Origin of the sequence: Actinomadura graeca, assembly GCF_019175365.1 — a bacterium.
Lineage (GTDB): Bacteria > Actinomycetota > Actinomycetes > Streptosporangiales > Streptosporangiaceae > Spirillospora > Spirillospora graeca.
Genome location: NZ_CP059572.1, coordinates 6,279,621 through 6,300,328 on the forward strand (window position 1 = coordinate 6,279,621; position 20,708 = coordinate 6,300,328).

The 20,708-nt window shown below is 69.3% G+C and carries 24 protein-coding genes and 1 tRNA gene; 5 read left to right on the forward strand and 20 right to left on the reverse strand.

The genetic code is table 11. The features are described 5' to 3' along the window. The first annotated feature begins 54 nt into the window (after positions 1-54). Both sepX and AGRA3207_RS27830 read left to right on the forward strand, forming a co-directional pair. On the forward strand, positions 55-606 hold the full coding sequence (gene sepX / locus AGRA3207_RS27825) for a divisome protein SepX/GlpR (RefSeq protein WP_231329953.1): 552 nt from the start codon (positions 55-57) through the stop codon (positions 604-606). A 49-nt stretch (positions 607-655) separates the two neighbouring features. Next, positions 656-729, forward strand: a tRNA-Ala gene (locus AGRA3207_RS27830). Positions 730-812: 83 nt separating this feature from the next. Here AGRA3207_RS27830 and AGRA3207_RS39935 read toward each other — a convergent pair. The 5 genes from AGRA3207_RS39935 to AGRA3207_RS27850 form a co-directional block, all read right to left on the reverse strand. Beyond that, entirely contained in the window at positions 813-935 is a 123-nt protein-coding gene (locus AGRA3207_RS39935) for a hypothetical protein (RefSeq protein ID WP_273699949.1), read from the reverse strand. 201 nt (positions 936-1,136) lie between these two features. Next, entirely contained in the window at positions 1,137-1,448 is a 312-nt protein-coding gene (locus tag AGRA3207_RS27835) for a hypothetical protein (protein ID WP_231329954.1), read from the reverse strand. A 202-nt stretch (positions 1,449-1,650) separates the two neighbouring features. Then, on the reverse strand, positions 1,651-1,998 hold the full coding sequence (locus AGRA3207_RS27840) for a hypothetical protein (RefSeq protein WP_231329955.1): 348 nt from the start codon (positions 1,996-1,998) through the stop codon (positions 1,651-1,653). Beyond that, positions 1,998-2,366, reverse strand: coding sequence for a hypothetical protein (locus tag AGRA3207_RS27845; RefSeq protein WP_231329956.1), 369 nt, complete (start codon positions 2,364-2,366; stop codon positions 1,998-2,000). Before AGRA3207_RS27845 ends, AGRA3207_RS27840 begins: the two co-directional genes overlap by 1 nt. Continuing rightward, positions 2,363-2,695 (reverse strand): hypothetical protein, encoded by a 333-nt coding sequence (locus tag AGRA3207_RS27850; protein ID WP_231329957.1) that lies wholly within the window; start codon positions 2,693-2,695, stop codon positions 2,363-2,365. Before AGRA3207_RS27850 ends, AGRA3207_RS27845 begins: the two co-directional genes overlap by 4 nt. A gap of 248 nt (positions 2,696-2,943) precedes the next feature. Here AGRA3207_RS27850 and AGRA3207_RS27855 point away from each other — a divergent pair, with 248 nt between their 5' ends. Both AGRA3207_RS27855 and AGRA3207_RS27860 read left to right on the forward strand, forming a co-directional pair. Continuing rightward, a complete protein-coding gene (locus tag AGRA3207_RS27855) occupies positions 2,944-4,434 on the forward strand; it encodes a helix-turn-helix domain-containing protein (RefSeq protein ID WP_231329958.1) in 1,491 nt (496 codons plus the stop codon). 39 nt (positions 4,435-4,473) lie between these two features. Then, positions 4,474-5,583, forward strand: a complete 1,110-nt coding sequence (locus AGRA3207_RS27860; protein WP_231329960.1) for a methyltransferase domain-containing protein — start codon at positions 4,474-4,476, stop codon at positions 5,581-5,583. Positions 5,584-5,959: 376 nt separating this feature from the next. On the opposite strand, the gene AGRA3207_RS27865 is transcribed toward AGRA3207_RS27860, so the two are convergent. Genes AGRA3207_RS27865 through AGRA3207_RS27875 form a run of 3 tightly spaced genes read right to left on the reverse strand, consistent with a single transcriptional unit; the run spans position 5,960 to position 7,260 of the window. Continuing rightward, positions 5,960-6,130 carry a hypothetical protein gene (locus tag AGRA3207_RS27865; RefSeq protein ID WP_231329961.1) on the reverse strand — a complete coding sequence of 57 codons (171 nt, stop codon included), beginning with the start codon at positions 6,128-6,130 and terminating at the stop codon, positions 5,960-5,962. 4 nt (positions 6,131-6,134) lie between these two features. Continuing rightward, positions 6,135-6,638 (reverse strand): dTMP kinase, encoded by a 504-nt coding sequence (gene tmk, locus AGRA3207_RS27870; RefSeq protein WP_231329963.1) that lies wholly within the window; start codon positions 6,636-6,638, stop codon positions 6,135-6,137. Continuing rightward, complete coding sequence (locus AGRA3207_RS27875) at positions 6,616-7,260, reverse strand: 3'-5' exonuclease (protein WP_231329964.1); 645 nt, start codon at positions 7,258-7,260, stop codon at positions 6,616-6,618. The genes tmk and AGRA3207_RS27875 overlap by 23 nt, the downstream gene beginning before the upstream one ends. Before the next feature lie 224 nt (positions 7,261-7,484). On the opposite strand from AGRA3207_RS27875, the gene AGRA3207_RS27880 reads away from it, so the two are divergent. After that, positions 7,485-7,676 (forward strand): hypothetical protein, encoded by a 192-nt coding sequence (locus AGRA3207_RS27880; protein WP_231329965.1) that lies wholly within the window; start codon positions 7,485-7,487, stop codon positions 7,674-7,676. Between the two features lie 354 nt (positions 7,677-8,030). On the opposite strand, the gene AGRA3207_RS27885 is transcribed toward AGRA3207_RS27880, so the two are convergent. The 12 genes from AGRA3207_RS27885 to AGRA3207_RS27940 all read right to left on the reverse strand — a co-directional run bounded on the left by AGRA3207_RS27885 (position 8,031) and on the right by AGRA3207_RS27940 (position 20,492). Further along, on the reverse strand, positions 8,031-9,098 hold the full coding sequence (locus AGRA3207_RS27885) for a zinc-dependent alcohol dehydrogenase (protein ID WP_231329966.1): 1,068 nt from the start codon (positions 9,096-9,098) through the stop codon (positions 8,031-8,033). Between the two features lie 146 nt (positions 9,099-9,244). Next, entirely contained in the window at positions 9,245-10,129 is an 885-nt protein-coding gene (locus tag AGRA3207_RS27890; protein ID WP_231329967.1) for an intradiol ring-cleavage dioxygenase, read from the reverse strand. Then, entirely contained in the window at positions 10,126-11,196 is a 1,071-nt protein-coding gene (locus AGRA3207_RS27895) for a maleylacetate reductase (RefSeq protein ID WP_231329968.1), read from the reverse strand. The genes AGRA3207_RS27890 and AGRA3207_RS27895 overlap by 4 nt, the downstream gene beginning before the upstream one ends. After that, positions 11,193-11,600: a nuclear transport factor 2 family protein gene (locus AGRA3207_RS27900; protein ID WP_231329969.1), complete on the reverse strand. Its 408-nt coding sequence runs from the start codon at positions 11,598-11,600 to the stop codon at positions 11,193-11,195. Before AGRA3207_RS27900 ends, AGRA3207_RS27895 begins: the two co-directional genes overlap by 4 nt. Continuing rightward, entirely contained in the window at positions 11,590-12,450 is an 861-nt protein-coding gene (locus tag AGRA3207_RS27905; protein ID WP_231329970.1) for an NAD(P)-dependent oxidoreductase, read from the reverse strand. Before AGRA3207_RS27905 ends, AGRA3207_RS27900 begins: the two co-directional genes overlap by 11 nt. Positions 12,451-12,745: 295 nt before the next feature. Beyond that, complete coding sequence (locus tag AGRA3207_RS27910) at positions 12,746-13,570, reverse strand: helix-turn-helix domain-containing protein (protein ID WP_231329971.1); 825 nt, start codon at positions 13,568-13,570, stop codon at positions 12,746-12,748. Positions 13,571-13,752: 182 nt separating this feature from the next. Continuing rightward, positions 13,753-14,502: a cupin domain-containing protein gene (locus AGRA3207_RS27915; protein ID WP_231329972.1), complete on the reverse strand. Its 750-nt coding sequence runs from the start codon at positions 14,500-14,502 to the stop codon at positions 13,753-13,755. Positions 14,503-14,521: 19 nt separating this feature from the next. Next, on the reverse strand, positions 14,522-15,541 hold the full coding sequence (locus AGRA3207_RS27920) for an ABC transporter permease (RefSeq protein WP_231329973.1): 1,020 nt from the start codon (positions 15,539-15,541) through the stop codon (positions 14,522-14,524). Then, positions 15,538-17,061 (reverse strand): ABC transporter substrate-binding protein, encoded by a 1,524-nt coding sequence (locus tag AGRA3207_RS27925; protein WP_231329975.1) that lies wholly within the window; start codon positions 17,059-17,061, stop codon positions 15,538-15,540. Before AGRA3207_RS27925 ends, AGRA3207_RS27920 begins: the two co-directional genes overlap by 4 nt. A gap of 55 nt (positions 17,062-17,116) precedes the next feature. Beyond that, positions 17,117-18,733, reverse strand: coding sequence for an ABC transporter ATP-binding protein (locus AGRA3207_RS27930; RefSeq protein ID WP_231329976.1), 1,617 nt, complete (start codon positions 18,731-18,733; stop codon positions 17,117-17,119). Beyond that, positions 18,730-19,563, reverse strand: a complete 834-nt coding sequence (locus AGRA3207_RS27935) for an ABC transporter permease (protein ID WP_231329978.1) — start codon at positions 19,561-19,563, stop codon at positions 18,730-18,732. Before AGRA3207_RS27935 ends, AGRA3207_RS27930 begins: the two co-directional genes overlap by 4 nt. Then, positions 19,560-20,492: a hypothetical protein gene (locus tag AGRA3207_RS27940; RefSeq protein WP_231329979.1), complete on the reverse strand. Its 933-nt coding sequence runs from the start codon at positions 20,490-20,492 to the stop codon at positions 19,560-19,562. The genes AGRA3207_RS27935 and AGRA3207_RS27940 overlap by 4 nt, the downstream gene beginning before the upstream one ends. Positions 20,493-20,708 lie beyond the last annotated feature (216 nt).

Genomic DNA, 20,708 nt, shown 5'->3' on the forward strand with positions numbered 1-20,708 from the left:
CGCGCCGAAAGTCGGCCCGCCTGTCAAGCGTGCCCTGGGAACGGCGGTGAGCCGGTGAGCAGCGCCGTCCTCTACCTCGCCATCGTCGCCGTCTGGGCCGTCGTCCTCGTCCCGATGTGGCTGCGCCGCGACGGCGAGGCCGGGATCACCCGGCTCCTCCACAAGCGTCCCGAGGAGCCCGCCGCCGAGGACGACACCGAGACCGTCCCCGAGCCCGGCGACGCCCCGCGCGAGGAGGCGCCCGCCCCCCGCCGCCGCGCGGGCCGCGCCACCGTCATCGCCCGGCGCCGCCGCCGCACCGCGGGCCTGTCCCTGCTGCTGACGACCGTCGCCGCCGTCATCGCGTCCGGTGTCGCCCCCTGGTGGACCGTCCTGCCCCCGGCGGCCCTCCTCACCGGCCACCTCGCCCTGCTGCGCGTCGCCGTCGGCATGGACACCGCCCGCCGCCAGGCCGCCGCCGAGGCCCGCGCCCTGGCCCGCGCCAGGGCCCGCGAAGCCGCCCGCCTCGCCGAGCAGGCCACCGAGCCCGCCGAGGTCATCGAGCTCGTCACCCCCGACGAGGTCTTCGACCAGTACGCCGACGACCGCCGCGCCGTCGGCGAGTGAATCACGTGCGCGAGCACACCCCGGAGTTTGCTAACCTTACGGAGTCCTCGGGGCTGTAGCGCAGTCCGGTAGCGCACCTCGTTCGCATCGAGGGGGTCAGGGGTTCAAATCCCCTCAGCTCCACCCCAGGTCAGAGGCCGGTTCCGATCTTCAGAACCGGCCTTTTCGATGCCTGTACAGCAGCAAAGTACAGCAGCGCGGTACGGCTAGGACCCCGGTCGCTGCGAGTCGAGGCTCTTGCCGAGCCGCTTGAGCGCCTGGCGGGTCGCGGCGGACGAGACCTCGCTGTAGATGTTCATGGTGACCGAGATCTGGCTGTGATTCCTCACGAGCCGCCTGCTGGTCTCTCCGGCGCTCGCGGAGGGCGGTCTCGCAGATGTCCGGCAGGGGCATGACGGCGTCCGAGGATTCGGTCTTGGTCTCGCGGTGGAGCAGCCGCCCCCGGATGCGCTGGAGTTGCCAGCCGACCGTCACTTCAGCCTCGTCCAGGTCTGATTGGTGATCGAGCCCAGCGGCGGCGAAGTCCGTTGCTAGGCGAGCCAGGTCAGCGCGGCGGTGTTGATCAGAAGGTGCATGGTGTTGTCGGCGACGATCTCGATCGCATGCTCCTTCCCCTCGGCCCGAACACCGAGCGCCGCCCTGTCGGGCCAGGCGCCGCGCGGGGCGAGGTGATCCCTGGCCCACCCGACATGGCGGGCCATCTGGAAGCGGTCGATGACGATGTGCGTGCCGCCGATGACCAGCAGCGCCAGCGGCGACCGGGTCAGGGCGGCGAACGGCAGGGTGTAGGCGAGTCCGTGCGCGACCGCCGGCCACCAGGACGTCTTCTTGCCGCGCGCCATCCAGCCCGACTGCAGCAGGTAGTCGCCTGCCAGGTGCGCGGAATGATCTCACCGATCATCAGACGCCGTGCCTTCCCATGGCTCGCAGCTTCTCGGGCGTCTCACGTGGTACCGCGGCCCCCGGACGCTACGCGCCCGGTCCGGGGCCGCGGCGGGACGGCTGCGCCAGCGGTCACCTGTGCGAAGCGCAGCCGCCCCAGCTCTATCCGGCGGGCGGCTCCGGGGAGATCGGCGCGCCGAGGGCCCACGCGATCCGCGTCGCCGCCTGCTCGACATCGGCGGCGAGCCTTGCGCCGGCGTCCGGTCCCGACGACCACACGTAGGTCTCGGACACGCTGTCCCAGGCGATCCGCCGCGCCGGGCGATCCCGGTAGCTCACACACAGCCGCAACCCGAGCTTGCCCAGCTCCCGCAGATCGAGCGTCTCCGGTGTTTCCACCGGTGTTTCCGCGCACGTCGCCGCGATCTGCGGTGCCCGCCGCCGCACCGCGGCATACAGCGCGTCCAGGGGCCCGAACGGCTCTACCTTCAGTTCGTCTCGCTCGTCCATCACATCCGCCTCTGCCAGGTCCGGACCCTGCTGGTCACCCAGCGCGGAGGTTCGCGCTGTTCTGCGGTGCCGGCCGCTCGCCGGACGGCGGCCGCGATGGCTTGCGGGGCCAGCCGCGTGCCGATTTCCGCAACCGCTCCGGGCAGGTCGTGACAGGGCGCGAGCGGGTCACCGGTGGAGGCGACGAACCAGGGCACCCCGCCCTCACCGGTCTCGACGGTGACGCTCTCCCCGACCGCGGGAAGGCCGGGCGACAGCACACGCAGCCGCGGGGGCGCCTGCTCGTAGCGGCGGCGTACCGCCCATCCCTCGGTGGCCAGGACCCGCGCGAGCAGATCGAGGTAGGGCGCGCCGATTCCGCCGCTCACGGCGCCGGGGACAGGTTCCCCGCGATGATGACCGCGGCGTCGACGATGTGGGTGTCCTCGGCGATCGGCTCGCCGTTGGCCTCGTCGAAGAACCACATCCGGTCCTGGTCGGTGACGCGCGGCTTGCACGTGACCGTCTGCCTCGCGCCCGTGCGGTCGCCCGGCCTGGTCACGACGATGCGCAGCGGGTCGGTCTCGAAGTCCACGCTGAAGCGGTGCCCCTCCAAGACCGCCTTCAGTTCGGTCAGCCTCGGGCGGGCGTGCCGCTGCTCGATGCCATCGAGGCGGTTGCCCATGGCCGCTCCGCCCGGTTCGTTACCCTGTCCCATAGCCGGACTTCCTTCCGGTCAGGCCCCGGCCGGTGCTCCTAACACCGCGATTCCGGGGCCGCCCTGTGTCTTGGGCGAGGCCACGCACCGCTGGTGTTACATCGGGTGTTGCGAACCACACGGGGAACTTCGGTGGCTGCGGCACGTGGCCCCGCATCACCGAGTGAAGCCAACCGCGTGCATCCGGGCCATCGGAGTGCGAGTATTCAAATTCCGTTATCCCTGTACCGCCTGCTCAGGGACGTGAAATGACCGAATCGCGCAAGTGTTCCGAATGCGGAAAAGATCTCAACCGATACAGCCCCGGTGATCTTTGTGGCTCCTGCGCCTGGGAGGCCCGCGCCCGTACGGGCCAACCCCCCGCCCTCCCGGAACGCTTCTGGACCGAGCCCGCCATGCGGGACGCCTTGAAGCGCCGGGATCTCCATACCGTCCTGCGGATCTACCGGGCCGCGACCGGGCTCACGCAGGAGGCCGTGGCGCTCTTGATCGACAGCAGCCAGGGCAACGTGTCCTTGATTCACCGTGGCCGGCGTAAGCGATACACGATCGATGAGGTCGAGTCCTTTCGCGACGGCCTCCGCATCCCCGGCCAGTTACTCGGACTTCTTCCAGGTCTCTACGAAGACGGCGCCGTCCTCCTGTCGGATACGAAACGTGACATTGGCAAGGTCGTCCCTGAAGAGGATGCATGGGCCATTCCGCGCGCTAACGTGTTAATTTCGGAACCTTCGCACGCAAGGGATGACGACATGGAGCGTCGCGCGCTGCTGAACCTGCTCATGGTCACGGGCTCGGGGGCCGCGATTCCCGCCGAGCATCTGGAGACGCTGCTCTCGGGTTTCGGGCGGGCGCTTGACGTCCGCGATTCCTTCACCGTCGACGACTGGGAGGAGACCGTCAATGATCATGCCTACGCGCTGCGCGTCATGCCTCCGGCTGCCCTCGTTGGCGTGCTGTCGGTCGACGTCGCCGACATCCGCCGCACCCTGGACAACCGGGCCGACCTTGACCGGGCGGATATGCACCGGGTGTCGGCCAAACTCGCCGCGCTGATGGCGATGGCCCTGGAAGAACTCGACAACCCTCTCGCGTCCCGCTGGTGGCGTACGGCACACGCAGCCGCCGCAAGCGCAGGTGATCGGCATCTGGAGGTGTACACACGCGCTCGGCAAGCCCGTGCCACCACTACGCGTCCCGGCGCATTGCAGAAAGCCCAGCGAGCAATAGAGCTTGCCCAAGGCCGCCCAAGCGCCGGACTCGCAGAAGCGCAGGCGACACGCGCCGTGATCCTCGCCCGGAAGGGGGACCGGACAGGCGCCCAGAAGGCACTAGGCGATCTCGATGAACTCTACGGTCGACTGCCTGCAGACGTGACCGGGGACGAAGCCGCCATCTGGGGATGGCCTCAGCAACGCTACATCGGAGAGCGCACCAACGTCCGACTGAATCTCGGAGATCCGAGTCTGTATGACGAGCTGCCGAAGAGGCCCACGAGCACATCCGGAGCACGCAATCAGGTGATCGGCGAGCTTAAGACCGCATGGGCCTGTATCAACGCAGGCGGCGTAAACGACGGGGTGAGCGATGCCGCTCAGGCTTTGGCGGTTCTTCCCCTGGATCACCGCACGTCCACCATGAAGACCCTCGTTGGCTCTGTATGCAAGGCGTTGCCTGACGAACAGGCTCGGTCGCTTCCAGCCGCGCGTGAGTTGCGGGCATTGACCGCGGGGATCTGACCCTTGACACGACCTGGCCGACTTCATGGGCGCGGGACCGTGACCGGCCCCGACGTCCAGACGGACGCCCGCTGGAAAGGGCTGCTGGAGGAGGTGCCACGCGACCTGTTCGTCCCGGACATCGCCGTGGTGGGACCGGTCATCGACGACCCGGCATCGTGGATCGACCGGACCGCCGACCCCGAACGCTGGTGGGAGGTCGTGCACAGCGACACAGCGATAGGCGTCCAGCTCGACGACGGCGCGATCGACCTGGTGGCCAAGACCAGCGCCGACCCGTGCGCGGTCGCCACCAGTTCGACATCGGCGCCGCACCTGGTCGCCGCGATGTTGGACCTCCTGGACGCCGGTCCCGGGGACCGGGTGCTGGAGGTGGGCACGGGGACCGGATGGACGGCGGCCCTGCTGGCTCACCGGGTGGGCGAGGGCAACGTCGTCAGCGTCGAGATCGACGCCGCCGTCGCGGCGCGGGCGGCCGAGAACCTGCAGTCCGCCGGAGTCGGGGCCCAGGTCGTCACTGCGGACGGGGCACAGGGCTGGCCCGCAGCAGGCCCTTACGACCGGGTGCACGTCACAGTCGGCACGGCCGACATCCCCTATGCGTGGGTGGAGCAGACCAGACCCGGCGGGGCGATTGTGCTGCCGTGGATGCCCGGGTGGAGGTCAGGCCATCTGGTCAAGCTCACCGTTGCCGATGACGGGACGGCGTCCGGGCGGCTCGGCGAGCCGTGCGGGTTCATGCTGCTACGCGGACAGCGCAGGCCACCGAACCCGGCCGAGGAGGACGTGCGCACCTCACAGACCGAAACGGCGCCGCGCGAGATCGCCGAGGCCGGAGAGGGATTCCAGGTCGCCTTGGCGGGCTGCCTACCCGGCGTGGAGGGCGGCGGATTCGCCAATGACGATGGCTCCTACCGGCTGATGGCTCGTGACGGCCGGTCACGCGCGCTGGTCGTCCATCGTCCCGGGCAACCGGTGGCCGAGGTCGAGATGACCGGTCCGCGCGACCTATGGGACGAGATCGTCGCCGTATACCAGAGGTGGATCGAGTGGGGGAGGCCAGGGAAGGAGCGTTTCGGTCTCTCATCGACCCGTGAGGGGACAAGGGTATGGCTTGATGACCCGGCGCAGCGGTTGGAGGGTCCCTGATATGGGCAAACACGCGAAAACCGTCAACTGCTCCATATGCAATGGCGCTGGAAAGCAGATTTACAACGTGGACAACAAGACCGAAGAGCGGAACTGCCCAGGCTGCAACGGCTCCGGCAAGGTCTGAAGGCGCCTGCCCTCAAACGGCTGGAGGCCCACCGCCGACACGGCCGGGGCAGGTTCTCTCCACGCGTCAGGTGGTCGCGAGAGCGCTCTCGGCAGTCCTCGTCATTCCGGTACGTAGCGCGCGGACTGCAGTCACGACTCGGCGCGCCACAACGACGCGGCCGAGGTGATTCCGAGTGTGGTACGTCCGTGAGCTGTGGGAGCCGGTGGTCTCGCAGCGACATCCGCAGGAGATCGACTGGGAGTATCGCTACGCGATGGTGCTGACCGACTCGCCCTTGACGGCGTAGTCGACGGGCTTCTTGGCGAGGTCGCCACGGAGGATCCGCGCGGCCAAGGCGACCTCTTGGCTGGCGGAGGACTCCCCGTCCCGGCCGAAAACCAGCGTGCTGACGACTACGGCCCGGCGGATGCGCAGCAAGTCGTCACGCTCGCCCCCGCCGCCCGGCGCGGCCGGGAACGGCGGGTCGAGCATTTTGCGGATGGCCGCGAGCAACTCGCGGGTCTCGGCCGACAGGCCGGTACAGGATCACCGCCAGGTCGGGCCGCTCCACCTCGGCATTGATCTGCCACAAGAACGCCGGATCGATGCCGTCGAAGCGCTGCATCACCAGGCCAGACGGTAGGAAGCGGTCAGAGATGACCGTCCGTCCGACCTCGAGCGCAGGCCGGATCTCGGTCTCGACATGGTGGTAGCGATCGGCCGCGTAGAGACAGGCCAGCGTGTGGCCGGTGGTCGTCTCGGTCAGTTCCCGGCAGAGCACCCCGATCGGTCCGGTCGATGGCTCAACCGTGACATGGACGTCCTCGCCATTGGCCACGAGCAGCTGCGCCAGGTGGTGCACGATGGTCGATTTTCCGGCACCACTCGGCCCATCGACGCTGGCGAAGACACCCCGCGGGCGATCAGAAAAGGGTCGAAGCTTCATCGTTGCCCCCTTCTGGTGCCTGGCCACGGAGGTCCTCGATCGACCGGTGGGCGGCGAGCAGCACGAACAGCCGGGCCGTGACGAGCGCGTCGTAGGTGGCGCGGTGCGGCTGGAGATCCTCCGGCAAGTCCTCGGCCAGCTTGAAAGCTTCGACCAACGAGCCGAGCTTGTAGCTCTTCTCGTCGGGCAGAAGCCGGCGGGCGAGCTTCAGCGTGTCGAGCACCTCGGGCACGTGCCAGTCGTCGAGCTTGCGCTGAACCACACCGACATCCACGTGCGCGTTGTGGGCGACGAGCACAGCGTCCGATAGCGCCGCGGCCACGTCGTGCCTGATGACGCCGAAGCTCGGCGCATCTGCCACGTCCCGATTGCTGATGCCGTGGATGCGGCTCGCGAAGTGCTTGATCGGCGATTCGGGCCGTACCAGCCAGCTCTGCGGTTCACCGATCTTCCCGTTGACGATCGGGACGGCCGCCAGCTCGACGAGGTCGGGCGGTTGTCGGCCATTGCCCTCGACGTCCACCACGACGTAGCGCAGCCTGGTCCAGTCAGTCATCTTGTTCACCCTTCCAGCCGATGTCGGCGCGACCATGCCGCCGCTCATGGTGTGGATGACGTTCATCGTGGACCTGGAATCCGAGTGCGTGTTGCAGGTAGTACCGAGACTGTTCGGACTCCAGGCCGGACACGACCGCTGCCCGCTCCGTGATGTCGCCGACGTCCAGGCTGGCAGCTTCAGGCAAAAGGAAAGTCTTCAAAGGGAGGTAGTCGTGTCCAGTCCCGAGCCTTCGACGGACGCACAGATCGCTAAGCATCTGGAGACCCGGCCGGGCTGGGAGCGCGACGGTGCACCTGGCGATGTACGTCACGGCCCAAGGCCTGCGAGATCGGGCACAATCCCGATATCCACATCACCTGGCACGCATCCGATTCGCGATCACCACGCACGATGCCGGTCACAGGCTGACGGTGAAGGACTTCGATCTTGTCGATCACCTCGATGTGATTGCAGCTGGACACTGGGCCGAGCCCGTCTGAATTCGCCATGCGATGCACCGGCGCCCCTCGTCCGTCGCGAGGTGTCAGTCTCCAAAGGGCGGAGTGGACGCTGCGCCTCGCGCGCGGGGTGAGAAAGGGGCGCCGCTCCGCGAGCGGCGCCGCAAGGACGTCCCCGCTCAGTCTATTCGGGCCCTTCGTGATGTGCGAGCTCGGCGCCGGGGTGTCGTAGGGACGTGCCGTCGTCTTCGGGCACGCTGGCGTTGTTGTTGGCGGTCAGAATGATGGCGTGGGACGCGCCGGTAGGGGCTTGCTGGGGATGTTGAGGGTGTTCGGCTGGACGGTGGGGGTTTTCGCGGGATGGGGAGACGTTCTTCCGATGCGGTACGGAAGAGGTCAGCCGGTGATGCTTGTGGGTGCTACGAGGATTTTGCCGTCCACTTGGCCGGTCGCTAGTGGTTCGAGACCTCGGGGGACCAGGTCCTCCAAAAGAATGACCGAGTCGAGCAGTAGAGGCCCGAGTGTGCCTGTGGACAGGATGTCTAGGGCGGGGCCGAGGTCTTCGTCGCACACGTGTGCCACGGTGGAGTCGATAGTGACTTCGCGCAGTGCGAGTGTGAACATGTCGATTTGCGGCTTTTCCTTGGGCAGGCCGACGGCCAGGACCCGGCCGCCGGTGGTCACCATCCGCAGTGCGTTCTCGAATTGCCCCCGTGCTCCGCTGGCCTCGATCACCACGTCGGCGCCCCGGCCTGCGGTGGCGTCCAGGATCGCTCCGACCACGTCCTCGCGGGCGGACAGTGTGTGCGCCGCGCCTAGGGCGGTGGCGCGATCCAGTTTGGCGCCTGGCAGGTCGATCGCCGTGACGTCGGCTCGTTGTAGATGGTTCAGGCCCGCGAGCACGAACGTGCCGATCGCTCCGGCACCGATGATCACCACGGAGTCGCCGTCGCGGACGCGTGCGCGGCGCGCGGCGTGCAGGCCGACCGCCAGCGGCTGCGCCATAGCGGCGGCGTCGGGGGACAGCCCGTTCGGAATCGGCCGCAGTGTGCGTGCGGGTGCCGCGACGTACTCGGCCAGCCCACCCGGCGCGTTCAGGCCCAGGGTGTAGTAGTTCCGGCAGATATTGGTGCGCCCTTCGGCGCAGCGATCGCAGTGGCCGCACCAGACTCCGGCGCCCGCGGCCACGAGTGTGCCCGCGCGGAGTCCGCAGCCGTTGTCGACGACCTCGCCGATGAACTCGTGTCCGGGGATCATCGGGCCGAGATGTCCGCTTGCGGGATGCCGGGCGTGCAAGGGCACCATGACCGGGCCGTTCGTCCACTCGGTCGCGTCGGTGCCGCAGATGCCGCTCCGCCGGACCGCCAGCAGCACCTCGTCCTCGCGTGGCTGCGGGATCGGTGCCCGCTGGATGCGCACGTCACCGGGCCCGTGATAGACGGCGGCCCGCATCGTGGCCGTCATGAGCCGTTCCTGAGGACGTTGAGGATGGCGTGCGTCGGCGGGGTGCCTGTGGTTGCGGATCTTGGTGGCGGCATGGTCGTTCTCCGCGGGTTTCGAGGGCTGGGACGAAGTCGGTCGGTCGAGGGTGATGCCTCTGGGCCCGGGCGTCAGCGCGGGAGTTTCGATTCGGGGACCAGCACCAGGTCGAAGTGCATGCTCGTCCAGGTGCCTTCTGGGTGGGAGCCGTCAGGGGCCGGGCCTGCCGCGTGGTGCTCGGCTTCGACCACGAGGCCGTCCTTCACGCCGAAGACCGCGTCGCGGTCGAGGTACGGGTCGCCCGCGACGAAGATGTGGGTGATCAAGGGCCGGTGGCCCGGGGCGGTGACCTTGAAGTGCAGGTGCGCGGGACGCATCGGACCCCGGCCCGTGGCCGCTAGCAGATCGCCGACCGGGCCGTCGTAGGGGATCGGGTACGGCGCAGGGAGGACCGACCAGAATCGGTATTCGCCGTCGGCGCCGGAGCGCAGCCGGCCGCGGCCGACGGAGCGGTCCCCGGGATATTGGACGTCGTAGAAGCCGTCCTCGTCGGCCTCCCAGACGTCCAGCCGCGCTCCGGCGACCGGGCCGCCGTCCACGGAACGCACCTGTCCTGACACGTAGCACGGGGTGCCTGCCGCTCCGCGGGCGATGTCGCCACCGAGCGGAACCTCGGGAGCGCCGTCGACGTAGAACGGCCCGAACACCGTCGATTCGGTCGCGCCAGGCACCTTCGGCTCGTTGATCGCGACGGTGAGCATGGACAGTCCGAGGACGTCGGACAGCAGGATGAACTCCTGGCGGCGGTCGTCGGTGATGTGCCCGGCGCGGGTGAGGAAGTCGATCGCCGTCTCCCACTCGCGCTCGCTGAGCCGGACCTCCCGGGCGAAGGCGTGCAGGTGGCGGACCAGGGACCGCATGACCTCGCGGAGTCGCGGATCGGCGGTTCCGTCGAAGGAGGCGAGGACCTCCTCGGTCACCGCTCGTTCCTGGTCGATGGTGCGTTCGGCGGTCATGCGGTCTCCTTCGCCGAGCCGGTCCAGGCCGCGTGCAGCAGCGTCCTCAGGCTTTGGCGTGTGACGCGGCGCGGGTTGTCTGCGGGCGCGAGCGCGAGGATCTCGTCGAGGACGGTGTCGATGTCGCCTTCGCGCAGGCCGAGTTCCCGCAGGCCATCGGGCACGCCGAGTTCGTGTCCCAGTCCGTGGAGCCCTTCGATCGGGTCGGGCCGGCCGAGCGCGGAGGCGATGCGGGACGTGGCCTCGGGGGCGGCCGGGGCGTTGTAGGCGAGCACGTGCGGCAGCACGATCGCGTGCGTCTGGGCGTGCGGCAGGTCGAAGGCACCGCCCAGGACGTGGCAGATCTTGTGGTGCAGCCCGGACCCCGCGACGGCGAACGCCGAACCGGCGAGGTAGGCGCCGAGCAGCAGGCCGGCACGGGCGTCGCGGTCGGCCGGGTCGGCGGTGATCGCGGGCAGGGCCGAGGCGAGGTTGCGGATCCCGTCCTCGGCGACGGCGCTGGACACCGGGTTGCGCCGAGGGGCCCAGAACGCCTCGACGCAGTGGGCCATGGCGTTGAGGCCGCTGGCCACCGACAGCGGTACGGGCAGGGTCAGGGTGAGGTCGGGGTCGTAGATCACGGTCCGCGGGAGCGCGCGCGGGTCGGTGCCGGTGGTCTTGCGGGTCCCTTCGGTCAGGCCCCACACGGGTGTGACCTCCGAGCCCGCATAGGTGGTGGGGACGGCGACGATCGGCAGGCCCGTGGTCAGCGCGACCGCCTTGGCCAGACCGGTGGTGGATCCGCCTCCGATCGACAGGACCAGGTCGGCGTGCGCGTCGGCGGCGGCTTCGCGAGCCTGCTCGGCGACGTCGAGGGGGACATGCGGGCGGATCGCGGAGAATGTCGCCGCGATCCGGTCGGCGAACGGGGTGCACAGCTCGTGGGCCAGACCGGAATCGGCAGAGGACGAGACGAGCAGGATCCGCTCGGCGTCGAATGCTTCGACCTCACCTGGCAGCCCGTCGCGGGCGGCTCCGGACCCGAACACCACGCGTCCGGGCAGCGCGTCGTAGGTGAACGCCCTCATCGGCGCGGCTCCGGCTCGGGGAGGACGGTGGGCTGGTAGGCAAGCAGCAGCCAGCGGTCGTCCTCGAACACCCACACGGCGATGGCACGGTTCGCCAGCGTCTTGCGGGTCCCGCCCGCGGTGATGTCGGCGTGCATCTCCCCGACCACGACGGCGGTCGTCCCGTGCACGAGGATCCGGTCCACGGGATGGTCGATGCGGTGGTACACGTAATAGCCCGACCGGACCTTCTCCCGGTAGGAGTCCAGGGTGTCCACGACCGCGTTCGAGTGGGTGTACGCCAGGTCGGGATGCGCGAGGGCGGCGAAGCGGTCGACGTCGCCGGCGATCATCGCGGCGTAGCGGGCGTCCTCCAGGGCACGGATCGCCGTCTCGACGTCGGCGGGCGTGGTGTCACCGGTCACGGTCCGTCTCCCTTCCAGGGGCGGCGTTGCGCAGGCGCAGGGCGGCGAGGATCTGGGCCATGTCCGCCTCGCCGAGGCCGGTCGCCATCGCGTCGTCCAGCACGGCGAACGCCGCCTCGGCCCCCGGCAGGCTGAGCCGCCGCCGGCGGGCCAGGTCGAGGGCCAGGCCGAGATCCTTGCGGATCAAGGACACCGGGGCGGCGACGTCGGCGGAGGCCGGTGACAGGAACGCCTCCCGCTTGTACCCGACGTACGGTGCCGCCGCCGCGCTGTTGCGGAGCACGTCGTAGAAGACGGCGAGGTCGAGTCCGCCCGCCTCCGCGATGAGCATCCCCTCGGCGACGCCCTCGCTGAGCGCGGCCAGCACGGTGTTGACCGCGAGCTTCGCCGTCGAACCCGCGCCGACGGGACCCACGTGGAACTGCGCCGAGGTCATCGCCGCCAGGACCGGGCGGACCAGGTGGAACTGGTCCGTGGTCCCTCCGACCATGGTGGTGATCGTGGCGGTCTCGGCCATGGACACGCTCCCGGACACCGGCGCGTCGATGACGTCCGTCGCCTCGGCCAGCTCGCGGACGAGCTCGGGTCCGACGGTGCCCATCACCACGTGCAGATGGTCCGGCGCGGTGCCCGCCAGCCCGTTCACCACCAGGTCCCGCGTCGTCGCCTCGTCCGGCAGCATGCTGATGGTCAGTGGCGCGTCGGCGAGCCCGGCCGCCGAGTCCACGATCGTGAGGCCCGCCGCCTCGTCGAGCGCCGGATCATGCGCGAGGACGGTGTGCCCGGCCCGCGCCAGGCGGGAGGCCATGGGCCGGCCCATGCGCCCGAGTCCGGCGAATCCGATCAGCACCGCGCGTCTCCTGCGATCCGCGCGCCTGGGAGCGTGCGGCCGTGCTCCGGGCGGGCCGCCGGGTGACCGGGTCGTTTGTGTGGCACCGAGGCTCCTCTGTCGCCGATGACGAGAACGGCTGCGCGGCACGGCAGCGACGCCCTCTCTAGTGTTCAATATAATTGAACGAATGTGGAGTAGTGTCAACTAATAGCAAACAGCGTTGTGGAAAGGGCAGGCGCGGAGCCGTGCGGTGAGCAGCAGGACCTCGGGGAACGGGAGCGGCCACGTCGGTGATTCCGGGACGAGCCGCTGGTCAGCGGCCGGTGTCGTCCTGGCGTCCGTCCGGCTCGTCCTCCGGGCCGGACTCGGTCGCGGACGCCCGGGGGGACGACGGTCCCGCCGTGCTGAGCAGGTCGAGCGCCTCGACCGCGTTCGACGGGCCGGAGGACGCCCCGGGGACGGCGTCGCCGAGGCGTGAAGCCACCCACTCCCGGGTGTGGTCGAGATCGTGACGGCCGGAGACGAACCACACCCCACGGGCGGGCTCTTCACCCTGATTCACGTACATATGCGGTCTGGTGGACTCGAAGCACAGCGAGTCCCCTGCTGTAAGGACGTACTGCTCGAAGTCGAGCAACAGGGTCAGCTCGCCCGAGAACAGGTAGGCGTACTCGATGCCGCTGTGCCGCATGAGCTTGCGCTCCACCGAGCTCGCGGCCCCGGGATCGTAGGTGACCAGCAGGGCGTCCACGTCCGGCCGCCCGCCGACGGCCAGCCTCTCCCACCGGACGCCGTTGGCCATTTCCAGGACCGGGTTGTCGGCGGCCCGCTGGACGACGCCGGAGGGCGACAAGGGGGACATGTGGGACGCGGGCGCCCCTCCGGGGACGGCGGGCCGGGCGTGCTGCCCGCTCTGGCCACCGAGGCCGAGCAGTTCGTCCAGCGAGATGCCGAGGTGGTTCACCAGCGCGTACAACGTGCTCACCGACGGCTGGGACTTGCCGGTCTCGACCTGGGAGAGCAGGCCGGCGGAGATCCCGATCGCGGACGCGACGCTGCGCAGGCTCAGCTTGCGCTCCTGCCGCGCCTGCCGCAGTCCCGGTCCGATCCGCTCCTGCATCACGCCGCCCCCGTCCACCTCACAGCCACCCTATTTGATGCCACTAAACACTACCCGGAGTACCCGCCCTCACGCGAAATCGACGATCGCACGCGTCTTCCCTGCGCTCGGGGGTGAGGCGGAGGTGCGGTGCCGGGCGTCGGCACCCGGCACCGCACCAGATCAGGGGCTGGAGAGCCCGGCCGGACGGCGGACCGTGTTCAGGCCGACGCCACGCCGTCAGGTGAACCGACGGTGAAGTACGTCGCCGCCCCCTCCGCGGCGATGGTGAGGGCCTCTCCCGCCGGCCACTGGACGAACGCCCCCGCGTCGGCGCCATGCTCGCCTGCGGCATCGGTCAGGCGGACGGAACCCTCGACGAGGTAGAGGATCCGGTCCTCGGCGCTCGCCGCGAGGCCGATCCTGGCGCCGGCGTCCATCTCGGTCCATCGCACGTTCACCGGCAGGAGTTCCGAATACGACAGCACGACCCGGGTGCGCGCGGTCCCGGTCACGGTCTCGGGTTCCGGAGCCGCGTCGAGCTTCTTCGGATCGATGTAGACCGGATCACCCTTGACGGTCTCGCTGGTGGCGGCGCCCCGGCCCGGCCAGTCCGCGGGGCGGCCCGGCGAGAAGAAGCACACGCTGGTCAGCGACTCCGGGGTGATCACGTAGCTGGTCGCCCCGTCGTAGCGGATGGCGAACGTGCCACCGGGGACGTCGATGAGCTCCCCGGACGCGAGCAGCTGCGTGTGATCGCCCTGGACCAGGTAGCACACCTCGACGTAGCCCGGGTAGAGGACCGGTCCGGCCGCGCGGGGCCCGACGTACTTGTTGAGGCATCCGTCGACGGCGGTCGCGCCGTGCTCCGTCCGGTCGACGACCCGCCGGTAGTCGGCGCTCGGCGTCCAGCCGGGAGCGCCGCTGTCCGGGGGAGTCATGGCATCGGTCTGGAAGATGGTCAATGACATGCGCACTTGCCTTTCGTTGTTATCTGGCCTGTTCCAAGGTGCCGACCCGCGGGTCGAGCAGGCGTGCGATCAGGTCCGCGACGATGTTGAGGACGATCACGATCGCGCCGATGGCGAGCGCGCACGCCTGCACGACGGGGATGTCGTGGAGTCCGATCGAGTTGTAGAGCAGCATGCCGAGCCCGGGATACTGGAAGAGCGTCTCGACCACGGCCAGGCCGGTCACGACGTGGACGAGGTTGAGCGCCATCGCGCTCGCCGTCGGGGCCAGGGTGTTCGGGAGGACGTGCCGGCCGATGGTCCTCCGGCGGCTGTATCCGACGCGCAGCGGCGCCATCCGGATGAAGTCCTCCCGGTTGGTGTCGGCCACCTGGAAACGCAGCACCCGGATCAGGAACGCGACGCTGCCGGGGATCACCGTCAACGCCGGCAGCACCAGCGCCGCCGCCCATTCCGCCATGGACGATCCGCCGTCGACGCCGCTGATGGCGGGGAAGGCCGGGATCCAGACGGCGAACAGCAGGACCAGGAACATGCCCAGCACGAACTCGGGCACGCAGAGCAGCAGGAACGACAGCCCGTTCACGACCTTGACGGGCCCCGACCCCGGCTTCAGCCCCGCGAGGGTGCCGAGCGCGATGGACACCGGGATCGTCACCACCGAGGCCACGGCCGCGAGGATCAGCGAGTGCCCGGCCGCCGACCACAGCTGCGGTCCGATGGCGCTGTCGTCGGCCAGCGAATGGCCGAAGTCGCCGGAGAGCAGGTGGGCGGCCCACGTGAGGTAGCGCTCGAAGAAGGGGTCGTCCAAGCCCAGCCGCGTCTCCAGCTGCGCGCGCGCCGACGGCGTCGCATCCGTTCCCAGCAGCGCGTCGACGATGCTTCCCGGAATCGCGTTGGTCGCGGTGAACACGACCGCCGAGAGGAACACCAGCACGCCGAGACCACCCAGGATCCGACCGAGCATCCAGCGCAGCAGCGGCCGGGAGCCCTCCGCCGAGGTGGCGGCCGCGGGCCGCTCGACGGTCGCGGAACTCATCGGGACAGCGCCGTCGACCACTCCGGCTGGGTGCCGAGGGTCGAGATCTGGAAGCCGGTGACGCCCCTGGTGGCCACGACGTTCTGCTCGTAGCACGCCACGATCAGGTTCCCGTCGTCCTCAAGGAGCCGCGCCAGCCTCACATAGAGCGCCTTGCGCTTGGCGACGTCCGGTTCAGCCCTCGCCTGGGCGGACAGGGCGGGGAACTCCGCGTTGCTCCAGAGCGCGTAGGACTTCTTGGTGCTGCCCCATTCGCCGAAGATGATGTCGGTCAGGGCGATGCCCGGTCGCTCCTCGTACTGCCCCGCGTGCATCGGGAACTTCTGGCCGAGGATCCCCTCGACGAAGGTGGCGGGCGGCGTCGGGACCAGGTTGATCTTGATTCCCGCGGCAGCGGCCTGTGCCTGGTAGAACTGCGCCATGTTCTGACCGGACCTGCCGCTCACGAAATGGACGTCCACCGTGATCCCGTCCGGGTGCCCGGCCTCGGCCAGCAGCCGCTTCGCCTGGGCCACGTCCCGTTTGATCACCGGCAGGGCCGGGTTCACGGGTGAGTTGGGGGCGATCGTATGGTCCTGCCCGACCTGTCCCCAGCCCAGGTACATGCTCTGCAGCAGGGCCGGACGGTCGATGGCCAGCTTCATCGCCTTCCGGCACCGGGCGTCGGCCAGGGGTCCCTTGCACAGCATGTTCAGCTGGGTGAATCCACCGGTCTGGATATGCGCGACGGTGATCTCCGGGTTCCCCTTCACCGCCTTCGCGCCCACCGGATCCAGCCTGAGCGCGATGTTGAACTGCCCGGAGCGCAGGCCGTTCAGCCGCTGCGCGACGTCGACGACGCTGGTGATCGCGATGGCGTCGGGCTTGGGGAAACCGGTGCGCCAATAGCCGGCGTGCCTGGTCCCGGTGAATTTCTGGCCCGAGACGAAGCTCTTGTACTTGTACGGCCCGGTCCCCACGGGATTCTTTTTCAGCTGCTCGCTGGTGAAGCCGTCCGGCACGATGGCGCCATAGGCGTGGCTCACCAGATACGGCAGGTCCCAGGCACCGGCCTTGAGCTTGAAGACGACGGTGTATTCGTCGTCGCCTTGCACCACGCTGTCCTCGTCGATGAGGTTCTGCCAGGTCGTCTGCGGGTTCGGCGGTGAGGACGGCGACATCAGCCGCTTGTAGGTGTGGACGACGTCCTTGGCGGTGAAGTCGGCGCCGTTGTGGAACTTGACGCCCTTGCGCAGTGTGAAGGTCCAGGTCTTGAGATCCTCCGAACTCGACCACGACTCTGCCAGCTCGGGCTGCAATCCGGTCTGCCCGCTGAACGAGGTCAGGCGATCGTAGAGGCAGGCGGCCATGCTTCCCGAGTAGACCGTGGTGAGCGGGTCCGGGGTGTCGGTCGCGCCCCCGAGATAATCCGCGACCTTCAGCGTGCCGCCGGTCTTGGCCTGCGCGCCGCTGCCCGCCCCGGAGGTCTTGCCGCTGCCCGCACACGCGGACATCAGCAGCGCGGCCACACCTCCACCCATGATTCCTAGCGCGTGACGACGAGTTGTTTCCATCGCGGTTGGGCTCCTCTGACGACTACTCGGAGATGAACGCTGCTTCCACGAGCTCTTTGGTGTAGGTGCTCGTGCTGTTGTTGATGACCTGGTCCGCCGGGCCGAGCTCGACGATCTCCCCGTACCGGAAGACGGCGATGCGCTGTGTGAGCGCCGCGACGACGCTGATGTCGTGCGAGATGAACACCAGGGTCAGCCCGCGCTCGTCCTGGAGCCGGCTGAGCAGCTGGATCACCCGCGCCTGGGACTCCACGTCCAGGCCGGACACGACCTCGTCGCACACCAGCAGCCGTGGATCGCCGACCAGGGACCGCGCGATCGATGCCCGCTGACGCTGCCCGCCGCTCAGCGCGGACGAGTAGCGCCCGGCCAGACCGGGCTCCAGGCCGACCTCGCCGAGCAGATCGTGAACGCGTTCTTCGGCCTGCTCGCCCTTGAGTCCCTCGAACTTCCGAACGCGCCGCCCGATGGACTGGGCGATCGTCAGACGCGGGTTGAAGGTCGAGTCCGGGTTCTGCAGGACGATCTGCAGTGACCTGCGGACGTCCACCTTCCGCTTACGGGCCTTCGTGACCAGTGGCGCGTCGCCGAACAGCAGGTCACCGGTGCGCTCGGCGTGGATTCCCAGGACGCATCGGGCGAAGGTCGACTTCCCGCTCCCGCTCTCTCCGACGATGCCCAGCGACTCGCCGGCCTGAAGACCGAGCGAGATGTCGTGCAGGACTTCGACGGAGCGGGCCCGGCCACTGCTGAAATCCCTGTGAGCGGCGCGCAGGCCCCGGACGTCGAGAATGGGTGTGGAGTCGTCCGGGTTCGTCCGGCGGTCCGCCCTTTCATACCCGGCGAGCGGGCCTTCCCGAAAGCGCCGGACCAGGGACTCCGTGTACTCGTGAGACGGCGCCGCGAGGACGTTCTTGGTCGGGCCCTGCTCCACGACGACTCCGCGTCGCATCACGATCAGGTCCTCGCACAGATCGGCGAGCACCCTGAGGTCGTGGCTCACCGCGATCAGCGTCAGCCCGTGGTCGGCCTTCAGCCGCCGGATCAGTTCGATGACGCGCCGCTGGGTGATCGCGTCGAGGTCGGTGGTCGCCTCGTCCAGGACGAGGATCTCCGGGTCGCCGAGCAGCGCCAGGCAGAGGTTGATCCGCTGACGCTGGCCACCGGACAGCTGATGCGGGTAGCGCTTCAGGACACGGCCGGGCTCCTCGAAGCCGACCTCTTCGAGGATCTCCCGCACCCGGGCGTGGACGTCGGCGTCCTTGCCCGAGACGGCGTGGAGCACCTCGATGAGCTGCCGGCCGATGGTCATGATCGGGTCGAGCACCGAACTCGCCGCCTGCGGCACCAGCGCGATGCGGGTACCACGGACCTTCCGGAAGTCGTCGTGTCCGAGGCGGAGGCGCAGCGGCGACCCGGTGTCGCCGATCGTGACGGTGCCGCCCGTCAGGTCCAGACCCTCGCGGGAGTAGCCGAGCAACGCGTGCACCAGCGCCGTCTTCCCGCTGCCCGACTCCCCGCAGATGCCGAGACTTCCGCCCCTGGCGAGCTCGAAGGAGGCGTTGTGGACGACCGGGCTCCGGGGGGCGTCCGCCGGGACGATCTCGATCTCGGCGGCGGCGAGGAGTGGCGACGTCACAGCCATCGCTCCCCCGTCGCGTCGGCCACCACGTTGATCGCGATGACGAGGAGGACGATCGCGGTCGCGGGCGCCAGGCAGACCCACGGCGCGGTGCTGAGGATCGGCTGGCCGTCGTTCAACGCCAGCCCCCAGTCGGGGGACGGGGGGACGATGCCGACACCGAGGTAGTTCGTCGCGGCCAGGACGAGGACCGCGATGCTGCTCCGGATCGCCCATTCGAGTACCATCCGGGCGCGGATGTTCGGGAAGATCTCGCGCGTCAGCATCTCGAGCGGTGAGGCCCCCGCCGCTTCCGCCGAGGCGACGAACTCCTGCGCGACGATCGGCATGCTCACGGCGCGCAGGACCCGGGCGACGCCGGGCGCCAGCAGCAGCCCGATCACCACCGTGAGGACCACGTTCGAACGCGGCACGGCGCTCCCCATCACCAGGATCACCAGCAGCGGCGGGGTCGCCAGCAACAGGTCGGTGAATCGCATCAGCAGCCGATCGGACCAGCCGCCGACGTAGGCGGCGGTCGCCCCGAGCGCCGTGCCGAGGACCACCGAGATGGCGCCCGCGAGGGCGGCCATCAGCGTGATCGCCTGCCCGCCGTTCAACGTCCGCAGCAGGGTGTCCCGGCCGTACCGATCGGTGCCCAGCAGATGGCCGGCCGACGGGGACCGGAGGACGTCCGGGCTCTGCGCCGCGTCCGGCACCACCCACGGCAGCGCCACGATCGCGACGATGAAGGCGAGTCCCACCCAGCCCCGCACAGGGAACAGGCCGGATCGCCTGGCGTCCGTGGCCTTGGCAGGCGCGAGGATCGGCTCGGCCGCGGCGCTCACGCCGTGTCCTCGATCGCCGTGTCTCCGGTCGCCGTGTCTTCGAGCACGGGGGCCGACACGACGAAGTAGGCCGCGCCTTCCGCAGAGCCGATGGTGAGCGTCTCGCCCGCCGGCCACTGGACGAACGTCCCCCGGGCCGTAGCCGATTCGCGATCTCCCTGCCCGATCGTCGCCTCACCCTCGACCACGGCCAGGATCCGCTCGGCATTCCCGGGCCCGGCGGCCACCCGCGAGCCCGGCTCCATCACGGTCCACCGGACCTGCGCGCGGGGACTCACGTCCGCACCGAAGATGACCTTGGTGGCGACGGTGCCGGGAACCTCGGCCTCCGGCTCGTCGAACGCCGCGAAGTCGTCCGGATGCACCCAGATCGGATCGCCCGTCACGGTCTCGGTGGTCGGCTCGTAACGCGGACGCCAGCCCGGGGGCCGGCCGGGCGCGTGGAAGCAGATGCTCGTCAGTTCCTCGGGCATGATGACGTAGCTGACGGCGCCCTCAAGGCGGAGCATGAACGATCCCGCCCGGACGTGCAGCAGCTTCCCGGAGGCCAGCAGCTGGACGTGATCGCCTGACGGCATGTAGCAGATCTCGTCGTCGTTGTAGATGACCGGGCCGCCCACGCGAGGAGCCGGGTATTCGTTGTATCCGGCATCGACGCGCCATGCGTTGTCATGTTCCGTGCCGAAAATCCGTCGGTGCCGTGGCGTCTTGCCCCACGTCACCGGGCCGAACGGATTGACCGGTTCGACTTCCGAGTAATGCCGAATTGTCAGAGGCATGGGCTTCCCGCCATCTCCTTGGTCGCCGGAATAGGTCTCAGAGGGTCGAAGCCCACCACGGGGCGGCCATGATCCATTCATGAGGACGGTGCGAATCCGCGCCTTCCTCCGATGCCGGAACGGCTGCTGGCGAACGCCGTGGTCGTACATTAAGAAGCTCGCGGCGTGGATGTCAAGTGATAGCGATCAGATTGTTCAATCTGACTGCACAGTGAGCCCCTGGACGAGGGCTTGTCGGCGGTCTGGCGGCGGTGAGCCTGTCCGACGTGCCCGCGAGCCGCACGAGGTGGAACCGCATGTGATCTTGATTCGAGACGGGTCAGGTGCCGCTCCGGGCGACGGTCACCGTGCCCGAGATGGCTGCGG

Bases quoted from the DNA above. Each gene is read 5' to 3' on its own strand.
- AGRA3207_RS27835 (WP_231329954.1), bottom strand. From the start codon at position 1,448: ATGGCGCGCGGCAAGAAGACGTCCTGGTGGCCGGCGGTCGCGCACGGA.
- AGRA3207_RS27840 (WP_231329955.1), bottom strand. From the start codon at position 1,998: ATGGACGAGCGAGACGAACTGAAGGTAGAGCCGTTCGGGCCCCTGGAC.
- AGRA3207_RS27850 (WP_231329957.1), bottom strand. From the start codon at position 2,695: ATGGGACAGGGTAACGAACCGGGCGGAGCGGCCATGGGCAACCGCCTC.
- AGRA3207_RS27855 (WP_231329958.1), top strand. From the start codon at position 2,944: ATGACCGAATCGCGCAAGTGTTCCGAATGCGGAAAAGATCTCAACCGA.
- tmk (WP_231329963.1), bottom strand. From the start codon at position 6,638: ATGAAGCTTCGACCCTTTTCTGATCGCCCGCGGGGTGTCTTCGCCAGC.
- AGRA3207_RS27875 (WP_231329964.1), bottom strand. From the start codon at position 7,260: ATGAACGTCATCCACACCATGAGCGGCGGCATGGTCGCGCCGACATCG.
- AGRA3207_RS27885 (WP_231329966.1), bottom strand. From the start codon at position 9,098: ATGACGGCCACGATGCGGGCCGCCGTCTATCACGGGCCCGGTGACGTG.
- AGRA3207_RS27890 (WP_231329967.1), bottom strand. From the start codon at position 10,129: ATGACCGCCGAACGCACCATCGACCAGGAACGAGCGGTGACCGAGGAG.
- AGRA3207_RS27895 (WP_231329968.1), bottom strand. From the start codon at position 11,196: ATGAGGGCGTTCACCTACGACGCGCTGCCCGGACGCGTGGTGTTCGGG.
- AGRA3207_RS27915 (WP_231329972.1), bottom strand. From the start codon at position 14,502: ATGTCATTGACCATCTTCCAGACCGATGCCATGACTCCCCCGGACAGC.
- AGRA3207_RS27920 (WP_231329973.1), bottom strand. From the start codon at position 15,541: ATGAGTTCCGCGACCGTCGAGCGGCCCGCGGCCGCCACCTCGGCGGAG.
- AGRA3207_RS27925 (WP_231329975.1), bottom strand. From the start codon at position 17,061: ATGGGTGGAGGTGTGGCCGCGCTGCTGATGTCCGCGTGTGCGGGCAGC.
- AGRA3207_RS27940 (WP_231329979.1), bottom strand. From the start codon at position 20,492: ATGTACGACCACGGCGTTCGCCAGCAGCCGTTCCGGCATCGGAGGAAG.